The organism is Rhodanobacter sp. AS-Z3 (assembly GCF_029224025.1).
GTDB lineage: Bacteria > Pseudomonadota > Gammaproteobacteria > Xanthomonadales > Rhodanobacteraceae > Rhodanobacter.
This window is the reverse complement of sequence record NZ_CP119392.1, coordinates 375,596-392,500: the sequence shown is the minus strand read 5'-3', so window position 1 is coordinate 392,500 and position 16,905 is coordinate 375,596. Positions and strand designations below refer to the sequence as shown.

Annotated in this window: 8 protein-coding genes and 2 rRNA genes (1 of these 10 running past the window's edge); 7 read left to right on the top strand and 3 right to left on the bottom strand. The window is 59.0% G+C overall.

Annotated elements, in window-relative coordinates:
- From PY254_RS01675 to PY254_RS01665, 3 genes are all read left to right on the top strand, one after another.
- Nucleotides 1-2,797 (top strand): 23S ribosomal RNA (locus PY254_RS01675); it begins 84 nt to the left of the window's first position.
- Between the two features lie 190 nt (nucleotides 2,798-2,987).
- Nucleotides 2,988-3,101, top strand: a 5S ribosomal RNA gene (rrf, locus tag PY254_RS01670).
- 348 nt (nucleotides 3,102-3,449) lie between these two features.
- Complete coding sequence (locus PY254_RS01665) at nucleotides 3,450-4,133, top strand: rhomboid family intramembrane serine protease (protein WP_281013756.1); 684 nt, start codon at nucleotides 3,450-3,452, stop codon at nucleotides 4,131-4,133.
- A gap of 4 nt (nucleotides 4,134-4,137) precedes the next feature.
- On the opposite strand, the gene PY254_RS01660 is transcribed toward PY254_RS01665, so the two are convergent.
- Both PY254_RS01660 and PY254_RS01655 read right to left on the bottom strand, forming a co-directional pair.
- Nucleotides 4,138-4,866: a glutamine amidotransferase gene (locus tag PY254_RS01660; protein WP_281013755.1), complete on the bottom strand. Its 729-nt coding sequence runs from the start codon at nucleotides 4,864-4,866 to the stop codon at nucleotides 4,138-4,140.
- Nucleotides 4,867-4,896: 30 nt separating this feature from the next.
- Nucleotides 4,897-6,717 (bottom strand): type IV pilus assembly ATPase TfpB, encoded by a 1,821-nt coding sequence (locus PY254_RS01655; protein ID WP_281013754.1) that lies wholly within the window; start codon nucleotides 6,715-6,717, stop codon nucleotides 4,897-4,899.
- A 96-nt stretch (nucleotides 6,718-6,813) separates the two neighbouring features.
- Between PY254_RS01655 and glyQ the strand changes: the two genes are divergently transcribed.
- Both glyQ and glyS read left to right on the top strand, forming a co-directional pair.
- Complete coding sequence (gene glyQ / locus PY254_RS01650) at nucleotides 6,814-7,737, top strand: glycine--tRNA ligase subunit alpha (protein WP_281013753.1); 924 nt, start codon at nucleotides 6,814-6,816, stop codon at nucleotides 7,735-7,737.
- Nucleotides 7,734-9,881, top strand: a complete 2,148-nt coding sequence (gene glyS / locus PY254_RS01645; RefSeq protein WP_281013752.1) for a glycine--tRNA ligase subunit beta — start codon at nucleotides 7,734-7,736, stop codon at nucleotides 9,879-9,881. Before glyQ ends, glyS begins: the two co-directional genes overlap by 4 nt.
- Nucleotides 9,882-9,949: 68 nt before the next feature.
- Here the strand turns inward: glyS and PY254_RS01640 are convergent, their stop codons facing one another.
- Nucleotides 9,950-10,510 carry a helix-turn-helix domain-containing protein gene (locus PY254_RS01640; RefSeq protein ID WP_281013751.1) on the bottom strand — a complete coding sequence of 187 codons (561 nt, stop codon included), beginning with the start codon at nucleotides 10,508-10,510 and terminating at the stop codon, nucleotides 9,950-9,952.
- A 1,232-nt stretch (nucleotides 10,511-11,742) separates the two neighbouring features.
- On the opposite strand from PY254_RS01640, the gene PY254_RS01635 reads away from it, so the two are divergent.
- Nucleotides 11,743-14,736 (top strand): TonB-dependent receptor, encoded by a 2,994-nt coding sequence (locus PY254_RS01635; RefSeq protein ID WP_281013750.1) that lies wholly within the window; start codon nucleotides 11,743-11,745, stop codon nucleotides 14,734-14,736.
- A gap of 241 nt (nucleotides 14,737-14,977) precedes the next feature.
- Entirely contained in the window at nucleotides 14,978-16,852 is a 1,875-nt protein-coding gene (locus PY254_RS01630) for an MFS transporter (protein WP_281013749.1), read from the top strand.
- Nucleotides 16,853-16,905 lie beyond the last annotated feature (53 nt).

Here is a 16,905-nt window from a genome sequence, read left to right as displayed (position 1 = left end):
GCTGGCAACAAGCTTTGATCCGGCAATGTCCGAATGGGGAAACCCACTCCGCAAGGAGTACTGCATGGTGAATACATAGCCATGCAGGGCGAACCCGGGGAACTGAAATATCTAAGTACCCGGAGGAAAAGAAATCAACCGAGATTCCCTGAGTAGCGACGAGCGAACGGGGACTAGCCCAAAAGCACATTATGTTTTAGTCAAACGGGATGGAAAGCCCGGCCATAGATGGTGATAGCCCAGTCGACGAAAAGGCATTTTGTGTGAAATTGAGTAAGGCGGGGCACGTGAAACCTTGTCTGAACATGGGGGGACCATCCTCCAAGGCTAAATACTACTGACTGACCGATAGCGAACTAGTACCGTGAGGGAAAGGCGAAAAGAACCCCGGAGAGGGGAGTGAAATAGACCCTGAAACCGTATACGTACAAGCAGTGGAAGCCCGCAAGGGTGACTGCGTACCTTTTGTATAATGGGTCAGCGACTTACTGTCTGTGGCAAGCTTAACCGTATAGGGGAGGCGAAGAGAAATCGAGTCTGAATAGGGCGCATAGTCTCAGGCAGTAGACCCGAAACCGAGTGATCTATCCTTGGTAAGGTTGAAGGTGCGGTAACACGCACTGGAGGACCGAACCCACATCTGTTGCAATAGATGGGGATGAGCTGAGGATAGGAGTGAAAGGCTAAACAAACTCGGAGATAGCTGGTTCTCCTCGAAAGCTATTTAGGTAGCGCCTCGGACGAATCTTCCTGGGGGTAGAGCACTGTTATGGCTAGGGGTCATCGCGACTTACCAAACCATGGCAAACTCCGAATACCAGGACAGACTATCCGGGAGACACACGGCGGGTGCTAACGTCCGTCGTGAAAAGGGAAACAACCCAGACCCGCAGCTAAGGTCCCAAAGTCATAGCTAAGTGGAAAACGATGTGGAAAGGCATAGACAGTCAGGAGGTTGGCTTAGAAGCAGCCATCCTTTAAAGAAAGCGTAATAGCTCACTGGTCGAGTCGGTCTGCGCGGAAGATTTAACGGGGCTAAGCTATGCACCGAAGCTCGGGGTGTGCACATTTATGTGTACGCGGTAGAGGAGCGTTCCGTAAGCCTGTGAAGGTGTGTTGTAAAGCATGCTGGAGGTATCGGAAGTGCGAATGCTGACATGAGTAACGATAATGGGGGTGAAAAGCCCCCACGCCGAAAGCCCAAGGTTTCCTCGCGCAACGTTCATCGGCGCAGGGTGAGTCGGCCCCTAAGGCGAGGCAGAAATGCGTAGTCGATGGGAAGCAGGTTAATATTCCTGCACTTTTCTATAGTGCGATGTGGGGACGGAGAAGGTTAGGTCTACCGGGCGTTGGTTGTCCCGGGGAAAGGAGGTAGGCATGTATCTTAGGCAAATCCGGGATACTTTATGCCGAGCACCGAGACGAGCCCTTTTGGGCGAAGTGACTGACACCACGCTTCCAGGAAAAGCCACTAAGCTTCAGCTATAGAAAAACCGTACCGCAAACCGACACTGGTAGGCAGGGTGAGAATCCCAAGGCGCTTGAGAGAACTCGGGTGAAGGAACTAGGCAAAATGGCACCGTAACTTCGGGAGAAGGTGCGCCCATTAGCGTGGTCACGTGCGTGACTGAGCGTTGATGGGCTGCAATAACCTGGCCGCTGCGACTGTTTATCAAAAACACAGCACTCTGCAAACACGAAAGTGGACGTATAGGGTGTGACGCCTGCCCGGTGCTGGAAGGTTAATTGATGGGGTCAGCCGCAAGGCGAAGCTCTTGATCGAAGCCCCAGTAAACGGCGGCCGTAACTATAACGGTCCTAAGGTAGCGAAATTCCTTGTCGGGTAAGTTCCGACCTGCACGAATGGCGTAACGACAGCGGCGCTGTCTCCACCCGAGACTCAGTGAAATTGAATTCGCTGTGAAGATGCAGCGTTCCCGCGGCAAGACGGAAAGACCCCGTGAACCTTTACTATAGCTTTACACTGAACGTTGAGTTCTTCTGTGTAGGATAGGTGGGAGGCTTTGAAGCGCAGACGCTAGTTTGCGTGGAGCCATCCTTGAAATACCACCCTGAAGTGCTTGACGTTCTAACCTAGGCCCGTAATCCGGGTCAGGGACCGTGTATGGTGGGTAGTTTGACTGGGGCGGTCTCCTCCCAAAGAGTAACGGAGGAGCACGAAGGTACGCTCAGCGCGGTCGGACATCGCGCACTGTGTGCAATGGCATAAGCGTGCTTGACTGCGAGATCGACGGATCAAGCAGGTACGAAAGTAGGTCATAGTGATCCGGTGGTTCTGTATGGAAGGGCCATCGCTCAACGGATAAAAGGTACTCCGGGGATAACAGGCTGATACCGCCCAAGAGTTCATATCGACGGCGGTGTTTGGCACCTCGATGTCGGCTCATCACATCCTGGGGCTGTAGCCGGTCCCAAGGGTATGGCTGTTCGCCATTTAAAGTGGTACGCGAGCTGGGTTCAGAACGTCGTGAGACAGTTCGGTCCCTATCTGTCGTGGGCGTTGGAGATTTGAGGGGGGCTGCTCCTAGTACGAGAGGACCGGAGTGGACGTTCCGCTGGTGTTCGGGTTGTCATGCCCATGGCATTGCCCGGTAGCTACGAACGGAAGTGATAACCGCTGAAAGCATCTAAGCGGGAAGCACGCCCCAAGATGAGATCTCCCGAGAGCTTGACTCTCCTTAAGGCACCATCAAGACTAGGTGGTTGATAGGTCAGGTGTGGAAGTGCAGTAATGCATTGAGCTAACTGATACTAATGAGCCGTGAGGCTTGACCATATAACCCCAAGACGCTTCGTGCGTTCCTTGGCACAATGTCAAAGTTCTGATTCGAATTCACCTCGACGCTTGTCACTCGTTTACGATTTATAACGTGAGTTTCCACTCACGGAAATGTCTGATCAGCTGTATCGATCGGGCCTTTCAAGAAGATGTGGAGCCGGCGCTAACGCGCTGCTCCCACCCCTTCCCTGGCGGCCATAGCGGCGTGGTACCACCTGATCCCATCCCGAACTCAGAAGTGAAACGCGCATGCGCCGATGGTAGTGTGGTTTTTCCATGCAAGAGTAGGTCACCGCCAGGGGCTTTATCCTGAAACACCCTCACCGGAAACGGTGGGGGTTTTTCTTTGGCGCTGTGGCGGTTGCGATCGTAGATCGCACACTGCAACAGGTCACCGCCAGGGGCTTTATCCTGAAACACCCTCACCGGAAACGGTGCGGGTTTTTCTTTGGCGCTGGGTCCGCAGGCCGTGATCTTCAACAGCTCACCACCCTCGCTCTGTCGAGGCGATCCTCCCCAAGAGTGGGCCTTGTTCGTTATACACAACAGGCCGTCCTCAAGCAGATATCGCGAGCCTGCCTCGTTGTAGCGATTGGATCGCCTATCATGCAAGCCCGGTTCGGTCGGTGAAGCACGCCAGGAGCGAAGCTTGTTCATTCATGTGGAAACGCGGAGACGACCACGCTGGCATTGGGCGACCTTGCTGGTGGTGTCGGTTTGCGTCATGTGTTTCGTGGTGCTCGCATTGACACCATCAGGGCAACGCATGTCGCTGCTGCTGGAATGGGGCACGATTCCGGCGAATATCTTCGATCCGCACAAGGCGTTGCTTCCGCAGCTTGCCGATCCAGCCCTATTGCGGCTGTTTACCGCGCTTTTCATTCACGTCACCTGGCTGCATTTGCTGAGCAACTTGCTCTTCCTGGCAATCTTTGGACTACCAGGAGAGCGGGCTTTGGGCTCGTTTCGCTTTCTGGTGCTGTTCGTCCTGGGCGGGATTGTGGCGAACCTGATCGGTGCACTTTCCCTGGCCGGCGTACGGCTGCCCATCATTGGTTGCAGTGGAGCCGTCTCTGCAGTTGTAGGTACCTATGTGGCGCTGTTCCCCCGCGCCCGGCTCGGATTGGTGTTGCCGCTGGGTCTGTACCTTGAATTCGTTCGGGTGCCGGCTTTCCTGCTGATTGGCATATGGGTGTTGCTGCAATTGCTGTTCAGCTATGCAGGCCCCAGCTACGGCGCCTACGTATGGTGGGCGCATATTGGTGGATTCCTGTTCGGCGTGGTATTCGCACTTTTCTCGCGCGATACGATTGCCCGCCGATTGCGTGGCTGATGGTTCAGGCCGCGTCGATGGCCTGAAGATGGGCTCCCGCAAACTGGCGTAGCACACGTCGGGCGAACGGCGTGGCGGCCACACCGCTGAATGCCTGTGTAGGGTCGCTGCCTTCGCGTTGCATGTCGGCGTGCTTGCGCCGGATATAGGCGCGCATCACTTCCGCGTTGAATTCCGGATGGAACTGTACGCTCAGCGCATGTGAGCCGTAACGGAGCCACTGGTGTGGGTCCCTGGCCGAGCAGGCGAGAACGTCGGCGTCGTTGGGTGCCTCGAGCACGCTTTGTTCGTGTGTCGTATGCGCGCGAAAACTGGGCGGAAGACCGCGCGCGAGTGCATCCTGCCTGCCGGCTGCCGTCAACTCGATGGCCTGCGTGCCGATTTCCCGCCCGCCCGGGAGATAACCGACCGTGCCGCCCAGTGCATGTGCCATCAGCTGATGCCCGTAGCAGACTCCGAACAGTGGCAGGCTGATGTCCATTGCGCTGCGTATCCAGCCGGCCGTGCGCTCGCTCCAGTCCGCGCGTTCGGTGACCATGGCCGCCGAACCGGTGATGATCGCGCCCGCCACTTCCTTCGGCGGCGGCAGTGGCTCGCCACTCGCGACATCCACGACAGAAAGTTGCTCCGGTTGCAGTCCGGAGCCCACCCTGAACCAGTGGGGGAAATCACCATGGCGGGCACGGATGGCATCGGGCGCACGGCCGGTGCGGATGATCAGGACAGGTTTCATGCGGGGCGGTATTCGTAAATGGTGGAGGAATTAGTGTGCTGCATCTTCACGCGCATCGATCGGCGGCAACACGGTAAGTACTTCCTGCACCGTGGTCAGCCCGGCCGCAACCTGATCGGCCGCGGAGATACGCAGCGGCCGCATGCCTTCGATCAAGGCGGCTTGGCCGAAGCCACTCAGATCGAGCTGCGCAGAAATCATTCCGCGCAAGCGCGGGGAAAGTATCAGCATCTCGTAAATGCCGGTGCGTCCGAGGAAGCCCGTATTGCGACATTCAAGGCAGCCCACCGCGTGAAATACGCGTTGAGGAACTGGCATGTCCCAGTCGTGAGTCAATACGTTCCAGGCCTGTGGGTCCTGCATGCCTGGCTGTTTGCAATGTGGGCAAAGCGTGCGCACCAGTCGTTGAGCCACCACGCCAGTCAGCGTGGACTGGATCAGGTAGTGCGGAACACCCAGATCAAGCAGGCGGGTGACCGCGCTGGGCGCGTCGTTGGTATGCAGCGTCGATAACACAAGATGGCCAGTCAGCGAAGCCTGTACGGCCATCTGCGCCGTCTCCAGGTCGCGGATTTCACCCACCATGATGATGTCCGGGTCCTGACGCAGCAACGTGCGCACCCCGGCGGCGAAGTCCAGGTCGATCGCAGCATGCACCTGCATCTGGTTGAATTCCGGGGAGACCATTTCGATCGGATCTTCCACCGTGCACACGTTGAGCTCCGGCGTGGCCAGATGCTTCAGCGTGGAATACAGCGTGGTGGTCTTGCCCGAACCGGTCGGGCCGGTGACCAGCACAATGCCGTGCGGACGTTCGACCATGCCGCGCCATTTCGCGCCCTCGCCGGGCGAAAAGCCCAACTGGGCGAAATCCTTGACCACGAGGTCAGGGTCGAAGATACGCATCACCACCTTCTCGCCGAAGGCGGTAGGCATGTTGGATATGCGTAATTCCACCTCGCGGCCTGACGAAGAGCGGGTCTTGATACGACCATCCTGCGGCCGGCGCTTCTCGGCCACATCCATGCGCGCCAGAATCTTGATGCGAGCAGTCACCGCTGTCATGACCGGGGCAGGAAGTTCGAACACCTTCTGCATGCGACCGTCGATGCGAAAGCGGATATGCCCGGTGTCGCGGCGCGGCTCCAGATGAATGTCCGAAGCGCGCTGTTCGAACGCGTACTGCAACAGCCAGTCAACGATGTGCACCACGTGACGATCGTCGGCACCGACTTCGCCACTCTTGCCCAATTCAACCAACTGCTCGAAATTCAGGATCGCCGCCGACGCATCCCCATTGATCTTGGCATCTTGTGCCAACTGGATCGAACGCTGGACGCCGTAGAATTCCTGCAGATAGCGATTGATGTCGATCGGGCTGGCCACCACTCGCTTGATATCTCGCCGCAGCATCTGGCTCAGATCGGGCGCCCAGCCCGACTCGAAAGGCTCGCAGGTAGCGAATGTGACTTCGCCCGGCGTGGCCGCAATTGGCAGGATGCGATGCCGCTTCGCATAGGCCTGACTGACCACCTGCGTTGCCGCGGCGACATTGATCTTCATCGGGTCGATCTTCAGGTACGGCAACCCCGCGTGACCGGCCAGCCACTCGGTCAGCCCTTCCAGGCTCAATGGCCGCCCGGGATCTTGCTGGTTGGCCAGCTTCGCGTTGGCGATCAATACCAGCGGATGCAGTTCAACCGTGCTGCGTCCGGCCCGTGCGCCCATGCGAACCTGTTTTGCATCCTCGGCAAGCAGGTAACCATCGACCACCAGCGTCGCCAGCAGCTCGTCCAGTTCCAGTCGTCCTCGGCGGCCAAGCAGCGAAGCGATTTGCGGTGAAGCGGCCATCCAGTGGTATCTCCCGTACTGCAATCCGGGCGTAGCCCAGTGGCAAAAGCAAGCTGCAGCTATACTAACGCGCTTTAATCAAGGTCACGGAAAACCATGTCCGCAAGCACCTTTCAGGATGTGATCCAGACCCTCAACCGCTACTGGGCGGCGCAGGGTTGTGTGTTGCTGCAACCACTTGATACGGAAGTCGGTGCCGGCACCTTCCACCCCGCCACCTTCCTGCGCGCACTGGGCCCGGAGCCGTGGGCCGCCGCCTATGTGCAGCCTTCACGCCGTCCCACCGATGGTCGCTACGGGCAGAACCCCAATCGCCTGCAGCACTACTACCAATATCAGGTGGTGATGAAGCCCAATCCGGAAAACATTCTGGATCTGTATATCGGCTCGCTGAAAGAATTGGGTCTGGACCCGCAGGTGCACGATCTGCGTTTCGTCGAGGACAACTGGGAGTCGCCCACGCTCGGTGCCTGGGGTCTCGGCTGGGAAGTCTGGTTGAACGGCATGGAAGTCACCCAGTTCACCTACTTTCAGCAAGCGGGCGGACTCGAGTGTCGCCCGGTGACCGGCGAGATCACCTACGGCCTGGAACGCCTGGCGATGTATCTGCAAAACGTGGACAACGTCTACGACCTGGTCTGGACCGACGGTCCGCGTGGTGTGGTCACCTACGGCGACGTGTTCCACCAGAACGAAGTGGAGCAGAGCACCTACAACTTCGAACATGCCAATGTGGCCGAGTTGCTACGCTGGTTCGATGTCTGCGAAGCCACCGCCAATCAACTGATCGCGGCCAATCTGCCATTGCCGGCCTACGAACAGGTGATGAAGGCCAGCCACACGTTCAACCTGCTCGATGCGCGCCGCGCGATCAGCGTCACCGAACGCCAGCGTTACATTCTGCGGGTGCGCACGTTGTCACGTGGCGTCGCTGAAACCTATGTGGCGCAACGCGAGAAGCTTGGCTTCCCGGGTCTGAAACAAGCGGCTGCCGCAGCCGACAAGGAGCAGGTCGCATGAGCGTCGCCAAATCATTGCTGATCGAACTGGGCACCGAAGAGCTGCCACCGAAAGCCCTCGATGAATTGTCGATGGCGTTTCTGCGGGGTATCTGTGATGGGCTGGCCAAACGTGGTGTCGATGCCAACCTTGATGGCGCGCGGGCATATGCCTCGCCGCGCCGTTTGGCCGTCCATATTCCCGAGGTGGTAGCGGCCCAGCCGGAACAGTCCATCGAGCGCAGAGGTCCTGCCCTTGGGGCGGCGCTGGACGCTGAAGGTCAGCCGTCCAAAGCGCTGCTTGGCTTCGCGCAGTCGTGCGGCGTCAGTGTGGAGCAACTGGAAAAACTGGAAACCGACAAAGGTGGCTGGTTTGTCTGGCGCAGCGTGAAACCGGGGCAGCCAGTCGCCGCGCTGTTGCCGGAAATCATCGACGAAGCACTGAAGGCGCTGCCTATTCCGCGCCCGATGCGTTGGGCCGATCATGACTACAGCTTCGTGCGCCCGGTGCACTGGCTGGTGATATTGCATGGTGCAGAAATCATCGACGGTGAGGTGTTGGGGCTGCAGAGTGGACGCAAGTCACGCGGTCATCGTTTCATGCACTCCCGACCCGTACATGTGGCCGATGCCGATGGCTGGCTGGACGCGATGCGCGCATGCAATGTGCTGGCCGATCCGGTCGAGCGGCGGCAGCGCATCCGTGATCAGATCGACCAGGTCGCCGGTGCCACCGGTGGCGTGCCACGACTGGATGATGCCTTGCTGGACGAACTGGCGAATCTTACCGAGTGGCCGGTAGCGATCGCCTGTAGATTTGAGCGCGAGTTTCTCGCGGTGCCGCCGGAGGCACTGGTCACCACGATGGTGGCTAACCAGAAGTTCGTGCCGGTCTTCAGTGCCGACGGCAAGCTCACCGAACATTTCATCGGCATCGCCAATGTCGAAAGCAGTGATCCGGCCGAGATCCGCAAGGGTTACGAGCGGGTCATCCGGCCACGCTTTGCTGATGCCAAGTTCTTCTGGGATGAAGACCTGAAGACGCCGCTGGCAAGCTATCAGGAGCAACTCAAAGGCGTCACCTACCAGCAAGCCTTGGGCAGCCTGTGGGACAAGAGTGTGCGGGTGGCGGAACTGGCACGGATCATCGCCAACCGGGTTGGTGTCGATGCCGCCTCGGCCACGCGTGCGGCCAGTCTGGCCAAGTGTGACCTGCTTACCCGCATGGTCGGCGAATTCCCCGAATTGCAGGGTGTGATGGGGCGTTATTACGCCAGCCATGATGGCGAGTCGGCCAGCGTTGCCGAGGCGCTGGACAGCTATTACCAGCCGCGTTTTGGTGGTGACCACATTGCTGCCGACAAGCTGGGCCAGGTGTTGGCGGTGGCCGAACGGCTGGACACGCTGGCCGGCATCTTCGCCGTCGGCATGAAGCCGGGCGGCAACAAGGACCCGTTCGCCTTGCGACGCGCAGCGCTGGGTCTGGCGCGTACCCTGATCGAAGGTGGTCTCGAACTCGACTTGCGTGGGAGTTTCATTGAAGCGCTGGAGTTGATTCCGGATTCGGCCCTCGCTGCCGGTTTGAAGCCGGGCAAGGACGGCAAGCCGCCCGTGCTGAATGCCGGTCAGCGGCGGGCGATCCTGCTCGACGAACTGTGCGACTTCGTGTTCGACCGTCTGCGCGGTTACTACGCCGAACAAGGTTTCGACCACAACCAGTTCGAGGCAGTACTCGCGGTGCAACCGGCCAGTCTGGCCGACTTCGACCGGCGTTTGCGCGCGGTGGCCGAATTCGGCCGCTGTGATGAAGCCGTCAGTCTGGCTGCCGCCAACAAGCGAGTCGCCAATATCCTGCGCAAGCAGACTGAAGAGGTTGGCGCATCACCCATCGGTCGCGTGGTCGACCCCGCGTTGTTCGAGACGGACGCCGAGCGTGATCTGGCCGAAGCGCTCGCCTCCGCCCAGCATGATAACGCCGAAGCGCGGGCGGCGGGCGACTACGCCGCCGTGTTGGCACGGCTGTCTCGCCTGCAGGCGCCGGTCGACGCGTTTTTTGAAAGCGTGCTGGTGAATGCCGACGATCCCGTCGTGCGTGCCAATCGCCTGGCCTTGCTCAATCAGTTGAAGGCACAGTTTGGCGCCGTCGCCGATATTGCTCTGCTCTGAACGGTGTCACAAAAAAAGCGCGGCAGCCAAAAAGGCTGCCGCGCTTTTTTTTATGCCTATCGTACTGTTCAGGCTGTCTCGCGGGCCTTGTGAATACGCTCACTGAGACTGCGGTTGAATATCACCATTGCCAGGGGATCCACATGCGAACCTTGCGGTCCGAGAATTTCATAGAGCTTGGCGATCAGATCGGCGTTTTCCGACAACGCCAGTTTGCTGTCGGTCAGGCTCAGCTCGGACTGCAATATCTGTACGGCGGTATTCAGTCGCTGAGTGTCGAGTGCATCGCTGGACAGCAAGGATTGTCCTTGTGAACGATTCGATGGTCGATGCGGAGTGATCTTTTCCGCGCTGTGCTGTTCGTCATACCCAGTGACGTTTACCTCACCTTGCAGCGCACCCTCGCCGGCAACCAGCCAAACCAGCGAGATGCCGAGCGTGCGAGCAAGCGTCACGCAGCGGGCCCGGGATGGGTCGGTATTGCCATCACGCCAGCTGCGGACCACGCCTTCCGAGAATCCGCACATCCTTGCGATCTCGGTGGCACTGCCCACGCGTTGTATGAGCAACTTGATTCGATCCGAGAACGAAGTGGTGGCTGGCTGGCTTTCCACAATTGGCGTATTCATGAGGCTTTGCCGAGTAAGTTGAGGAGGGGCGCCGGATTTGCAGCCCGAATTTTAAGCGCCTCAAGGCGATAAGGGAACACCTTAAAGTGTCCCGAAGGCAGGAAAGAGGTACAGGATTTTGCCGAAAAACGAAATTAAATGCGTCTTAATGACGTAATAACTTGTGGTAAATCAACTATCGCCAAGGCGATAGAGGACAGTTCCCTTGAGTTAGCCGGTTAGACACCGCGCAAGCGAAATAATTTCACGGGTTCAGGTTAATTCTGTAAATCGCTAGGCAAGGCGCAGAGGGCAGGCTTCTTGAGCAGCACAAAATGGGCCTCCAGTCGCGTTCGCGTTGGTTTTCATGCTGCTGGTGCGAGCGTCGACGCTTTGCAGTTCGGCACGGAGTACACCGACCCGGTATCCCATCGGTGGTGTCGGCGAAGGATAGGCCGGCAACTGGCTGAACTCGTTCTGGAGGTGCGTGGTGTGACCCTGCCGGCTTTTTCGACGGCAAAGACTCCGCGCGCACGAACGGATTGAAGCGAATCACCATTCCTGTTTGTCATGACCACCACAAATTCTGCCGGTGCGCGCCATGGTATCCAGCGTGGGCAACCGCAGCAGTGTGCGTCCGTTTGCATCCATTCCGCAGAGCGTGCCGACCTTACCCGGACGAGAACGGCTACACCCTGCCAACCCCTGGCCCCGATTGCTGGTTGAGGTTTCGACATGCGCCGCACGTCGAAACGGCCAGACGATTCTGCGTTGACCTGGGCTCGATCGCTACAGAACGGCATTCCCCCCGGTGGGCTGCCACGCGGGCACGCGCCACTTCCGAATTGACGCCTCGCTCTCGCGTTGGCTGAGAAAGACAGCCGTCGCCCAGCTCTTTGCGCACATCTTTTAACGCTGACGGAAGCGCCAGCCAGGCCGCTGTGCAGCCAGTTCGGGCGCATGCAAGTTGTTGCGTTCGCAAGATACAGGCGTAAGAACTTGTTGACAAAATGTTACGTCGCCGGGTAGCGTCATGGAAAGCAGGCATCGCTTCGCTTGGATTGCTGCACAAATTGTGAGCTGTACAAAGGCTTTCGCAGGGTGCGAAAGGCTTCGGAAGAAAACTTGGCACACGGAAGAAGGCGCAAGTTATTGCGTCAGTGCGTCGATACGTCCCGCCGGCTATGGGGCTTTTCTCAATGTTGCCGGCTTTTTGCAGTCCGTTTTCAGGAAGTATTGGGGAGACTATTAAAATGAAACTTCGAAATACGAGTCATCGCATTGAGCTGCGTCGATCAGCTCTGGCCATCGGTCTGGCCTTGAGTCTGGTTGGTGGTTCGGCCTTCGCGCAGTCGCGTTCGGCCGGTGCCATCTTCGGTGATGCCGCTGCAGGCAGCCAGATCACCATCGTCAACACCGATACCGGCCAGACCCGTACGATCACCGCAGACGCCAAGGGTCGCTTCCGCGCCAACGAGCTGCAGATCGGCAACTACACTGTTTCCGCCAACAACAACGGTGCTTCTGCCGGTGGCGATCGCAAAGTCTACGTCGGTGCCGGTGGTACCGAAGTTGATTTTGTTGCACAGGAATTGGGCGCTGTGACGGTATCGGCCAACTCGCTGCCGTCCATCGACGTCAGCCGCACGGACACGGCGACCGAACTGAGCGCGACCATCCTGAACAACGTTCCGGTCGCTCGCGACGTGACTCAGGCCGCGATCCTCGCGCCCAGCGTCATTCCGGCCGACTCGCGCTACGGCAACTCGGTGTCCTTCGGCGGTGCCGCGGCATCCGAAAACGCCTACTTCATCAATGGCTACCCGGTCACCAACGCGCTGACCAACATCGGCTCGACCACGATGCCGTTTGATGCCATCCAGTCCGAGCAGGTCATCACCGGCGGCTACAGCGCACGCTACGGGCGTTCGACCGGTGGCGTGATCAGCATCACCTCCAAGGCCGGCAGCAACGAATGGAAATTCGGTGCGCTCACCACCTGGACGCCGGAAAGCCTGCGCTCGACCCGCAAGAGCATCTACTACCCGAAGGACAATGGCGCCTCCAATGCGGGCAAGGTCTTCACAGACCGCACCAATTTTGAGGACGACTCGCTCACGTACGGCGCTTATCTGAGTGGTCCGTTGATCAAGGATCGCCTGTTCATCTATGCCACTGGTGAGTGGACCAACCGGGACTTCAATCAGAACCAGTCAGTGACTGCGGCGCCGAGAACGGGGTATATCGCGGACAGCATCAAGTCGCCGCGCTGGATGACCAAGATTGACTGGAACATCAACGACAGCAACCTGCTTGAATTCACCGGCATCTCCGACAAGACCGGTACTAACCGCAGTCGCTATTCCTACAACAAGGTCGACGGCACTCACGGCAACACCAAGAATGGTGGCTTCCGTTACAAGGACGGCGGCGAGACCTATATCGGCAAGTACACGGGCTATCTCACCGATGACCTGACTCTGACCGCGATGTACGGTCAGCAGAAGGTTCTGCATTACTCCGCGCCGGATGGTTACGATCCGACCAAGGTGAACATCAACGACAACCGTCCCGGTGGCACGGTCACGGGCCTGCAGCCCTACACCACGCTGGACGATACCAATGCCTATGACAAGACCGATGGTTATCGCGTCGACCTTGAGTGGCATCTTGGTGACCATGACCTGAGCTTTGGCTATGACGTTTCCAACTCGGAATCCGAGGCCGGCACGATCATGTCCGGCCCGGGCTACGCCTGGTTCTATGCGCATACCGATCTGGGTGATATCCCCAGCAGTGGCGGCCTGACCACCGCGCCGAACAGCGACTATGTCTATCGTTACATCTTCACCAATGGCGGCACCTTCAAGGTCAAGCAGAAGGCGTTTTATGTCGAGGATCGCTGGCAGTTGACCGATCGTTGGCTGGTGTCGCTGGGCCTGCGTAATGACAGCTTCACCAACTACAACTCCGATGGCGTCGAGTACGTCAGCCAGAAGAACCAGTGGGCTCCGCGTTTGGGCTTCACCTGGGACGTGTTTGGTGATTCCAGCCTGAAGGTGTTCGGCAACGCTGGCCGCTACTTCCTGGCCATGCCGTTGAACGTGGCGGTCCGTGGCGCTTCCGGCTCTACCTACACCACCGAGTTCTTCACTTTCACCGGTATCGATCCGGTCACCGGTGTGCCGACCATTGGCGCACCGCTGGGCACTGGTCCTTACTCGTCGAACAACGAGTTCGGCCAGGCACCTGACCCGCGCACCGTGGCGGCGAAGGGCCTGAAGTCGCATTACCAGGACGAAATGATCCTCGGCATGCAGCAGGCGCTTGGTTCGAAGTGGAACTGGGGCGCACGGCTGCAGTATCGCGACCTGAAGTCCGCGATTGATGACCAGTGCGACAACCGCCCGATGCTGAAGTACATGGCGGCCAACAATATTGCCGTGGATCCGAACTACAGCTACTCGCCGGATTGCCGCCTGTTCAATCCGGGTGTCAACAACACCATGTTGCTGGATATCCCGGATGCTGCCGGCAGCACCGACCTGGTCGCCGTGCCGTATTCCAAGGAAGACATGGGCATGTACTTGAAGCGCAAGTACATCGGCCTTGACCTGTCGCTGGAACATCCGTTCGATGGCCAGTGGTTCGGCCGTATCGACTACACGATTTCGCACAACTTCGGTAACGACGAAGGTCAGCTGAATTCGGATATCGGCCAGGGCGACGTGTCGCAGACCGTGCTGTTCGACCACAAGGAGCTGATGGCTTACGGCGGCGGCAACTTGCCGAACGATCGTCGTCATGTGCTGAAGGCCTATGGCTTCTACCAGTTCACCCCGGAGTGGCAGGTCGGTGCCGCGGTGGTCGCCAAGACGGGTCGTCCGAAGAGTTGTCTGGGTTATCTCCCGCCGTCATCGCCCGAGTACAGCCAGTTCTGGGCCGAAAACCTGGATTATGGTCGCTACTACCACTTCTGCGGTGGCGAAGCCGTGCCACGCGGTAGCGTGGGTCGCCTGCCGTTCGACACTCAGCTGAGTTTGAATGCGGCGTACATTCCAAACTGGGCCGATGGCAAGCTTAAGATGTCGGTTGACGTCTTCAACGTGCTGAACAAGCAGGTGGCGCAGAACGTGGAAGAGCGCGGCGAGAACGGTGGCTTGGGCGTGATTGCCCAGAACCGCTTCCAGGTCATCAGTTACGACGCCCCGCGCTCCGTGCGCTTCACCGTTCGCTACGACTTCTGATGTCTTGAAGTGTGAAAGACCTTGCCGGGCCAGTAATGGTCCGGCAGGTTGATCCAGCGGAACGATTCGATTCAAGCAGCAGTGCACCGCTGTGGTTTGACCAAAAGCTGCCGGCCTTGCCGGCAGCTTTTTTTGGGTGCCATGGCGTTCGTCTTGTAAGCTGCGGCGGTAGCCAATCCACGCAGCACCCGCTTGGGCGTCAAGGCTCCGCGGCAAGCTGCACATCAAATTCGGGAACTGCATGAGTCAATTCGCGTTGTTGGGCAAACGTCGTTTCGCGCCGTTCTTCTGGACGCAAGCCCTGGGTGCCTTCAACGACAACGCGTTTCGTAACGCGCTGGTGATGCTGGTGGCCTACCAGATGGGCCTGAGCGATCACGTCGCCTCGCTGTACACCAATCTGGCACCGGCCTTGTTCATCATTCCGTTCTTTCTGTTTTCTGCCACGGCGGGACAGCTGGCAGAGAAGTTCGAGAAGACGCAGATCATCCGCTGGGTGAAGCTGTTTGAAATCGCCGCGATGGTCGTGGCGGCGGTGGGCTTCTACACGCATCATCTGTCGTTGTTGCTGCTGGTGCTGTTCATGATGGGCATGCACTCCACCATGTTCGGGCCGATCAAGTACGCGATCCTGCCGCAGGCGCTGCGGCCGCAAGAGCTGGTGGGCGGCAATGGCCTGGTCGAAATGGGTACGCAACTGGCGATGCTGATCGGCATGATTGCCGGCAGCGAGCTGATGCGGGTGGCGGGCATGGGGCCGCTGCTGGCCTCGGCGGTAACCATCACGGTGGCCGCAGTCGGCTATCTGGTTTCCCGACGGATTCCGCTGGCTCCGGCGACGGCGCCCGACTTGAAGTTCAACGCCAACCCGTTCACTGAAACAGGCAGCGTGCTACGGATCACGCATGCCGATCGCGCGGTATGGAATGCGGTGCTGGGCATTTCCTGGTTCTGGTTCTTCGGCACCGTGTTGATCGCGCAACTGCCGATCTACGCGCGCAGCACGCTCGGTGGCGACGGTTCGGTTTACACGCTGGTGCTGACCTTATTCTCGATCGGCAGCGGCATCGGTGCACTGCTGTGCGAAAAGATGTCGGGCAAGCGTGTGGAAATCGGTCTGGTGCCACTGGGCGCATTCGGGTTGACTGCGTTCGGTGTCGATTTGTACTTCGCGCGACATGGTATCGCCACGGTGCGCGGGCTGGACTGGCTGGCCTTCCTGCACAGTGTCGGCAGTTGGCGCATCGTGCTCGACCTTACCGCGATCGGTGTGTTTGCCGGCTTCTATGTGGTGCCGCTGTTCGCCTTCGTGCAGTCACGCGCGCCGCGCGAAAAGCTTTCACGCATCATTGCCGGCAACAACATAATGAATGCGGTGCTGATTGTGCTGGCGGCCGGCTTCGGCCTGGGGTTGGGGGCACTGGGTCTGGACGCGGCGCAAATCTTCCTCGCCGCCGCCTTGCTCAATGTGTTGGTGGCGGCGTACATCTTCACCCTGGTGCCTGAATTCATCATGCGTTTCATCACCTGGGTGCTGGTGAACACGCTGTACCGGGTGCGGGTGGACGGCGCTGAGCAGATTCCGGAGGAAGGGCCGGTGTTGTTGGTGTGCAACCACGTCAGCTTCATGGACCCACTGTTGTTGATGGCCAACCTGCGCCGTCCCGCGCGCTTCGTGATGTATTACAAGATATTCAACATTCCGCTGCTGAGCTTTGTGTTCCGCACGGCCAAGGCCATTCCGATCGCCGGATACAAGGAAGATCCGGCGGTGCTGCAGCAGGCTTACGACGCGATTGACGCTGCGCTGGCGGACGGCGAAGTGGTGTGCATTTTTCCGGAAGGTGCACTCACCGCGAATGGCGAGATATCGGTGTTCCGCCCAGGTGTCGAGAAGATTCTTGGGCGACGGCCGGTGCCGGTGGTGCCGATGGCCCTGCGCGGTCTGTGGGGCAGTGTGTGGAGTCGACGCGACACCATGCTGGGTCGCTCGCGCCTGCCACGCCGCTTTCGCGCGCGAGTGGAGCTGGTTGTCGACGCACCGCGGCCGCCGGAGCAGGCGAATGCCGTGGCGCTGGAGGCGCGGGTACGCGCGTTGCGCGGCGATCTGGCGTAGGAGCCCGCTGGCGGGCGAACTGTTTGCCTTTACCTACGGTTGCGCCTTGGAAC

Coding starts and splice junctions, on each gene's coding strand:
- PY254_RS01660 (WP_281013755.1), bottom strand. CDS start 4,866: ATGAAACCTGTCCTGATCATCCGCACCGGCCGTGCGCCCGATGCCATC.
- glyQ (WP_281013753.1), top strand. CDS start 6,814: ATGTCCGCAAGCACCTTTCAGGATGTGATCCAGACCCTCAACCGCTAC.
- PY254_RS01640 (WP_281013751.1), bottom strand. CDS start 10,510: ATGAATACGCCAATTGTGGAAAGCCAGCCAGCCACCACTTCGTTCTCG.
- PY254_RS01655 (WP_281013754.1), bottom strand. CDS start 6,717: ATGGCCGCTTCACCGCAAATCGCTTCGCTGCTTGGCCGCCGAGGACGA.
- PY254_RS01630 (WP_281013749.1), top strand. CDS start 14,978: ATGAGTCAATTCGCGTTGTTGGGCAAACGTCGTTTCGCGCCGTTCTTC.
- glyS (WP_281013752.1), top strand. CDS start 7,734: ATGAGCGTCGCCAAATCATTGCTGATCGAACTGGGCACCGAAGAGCTG.
- PY254_RS01635 (WP_281013750.1), top strand. CDS start 11,743: ATGAAACTTCGAAATACGAGTCATCGCATTGAGCTGCGTCGATCAGCT.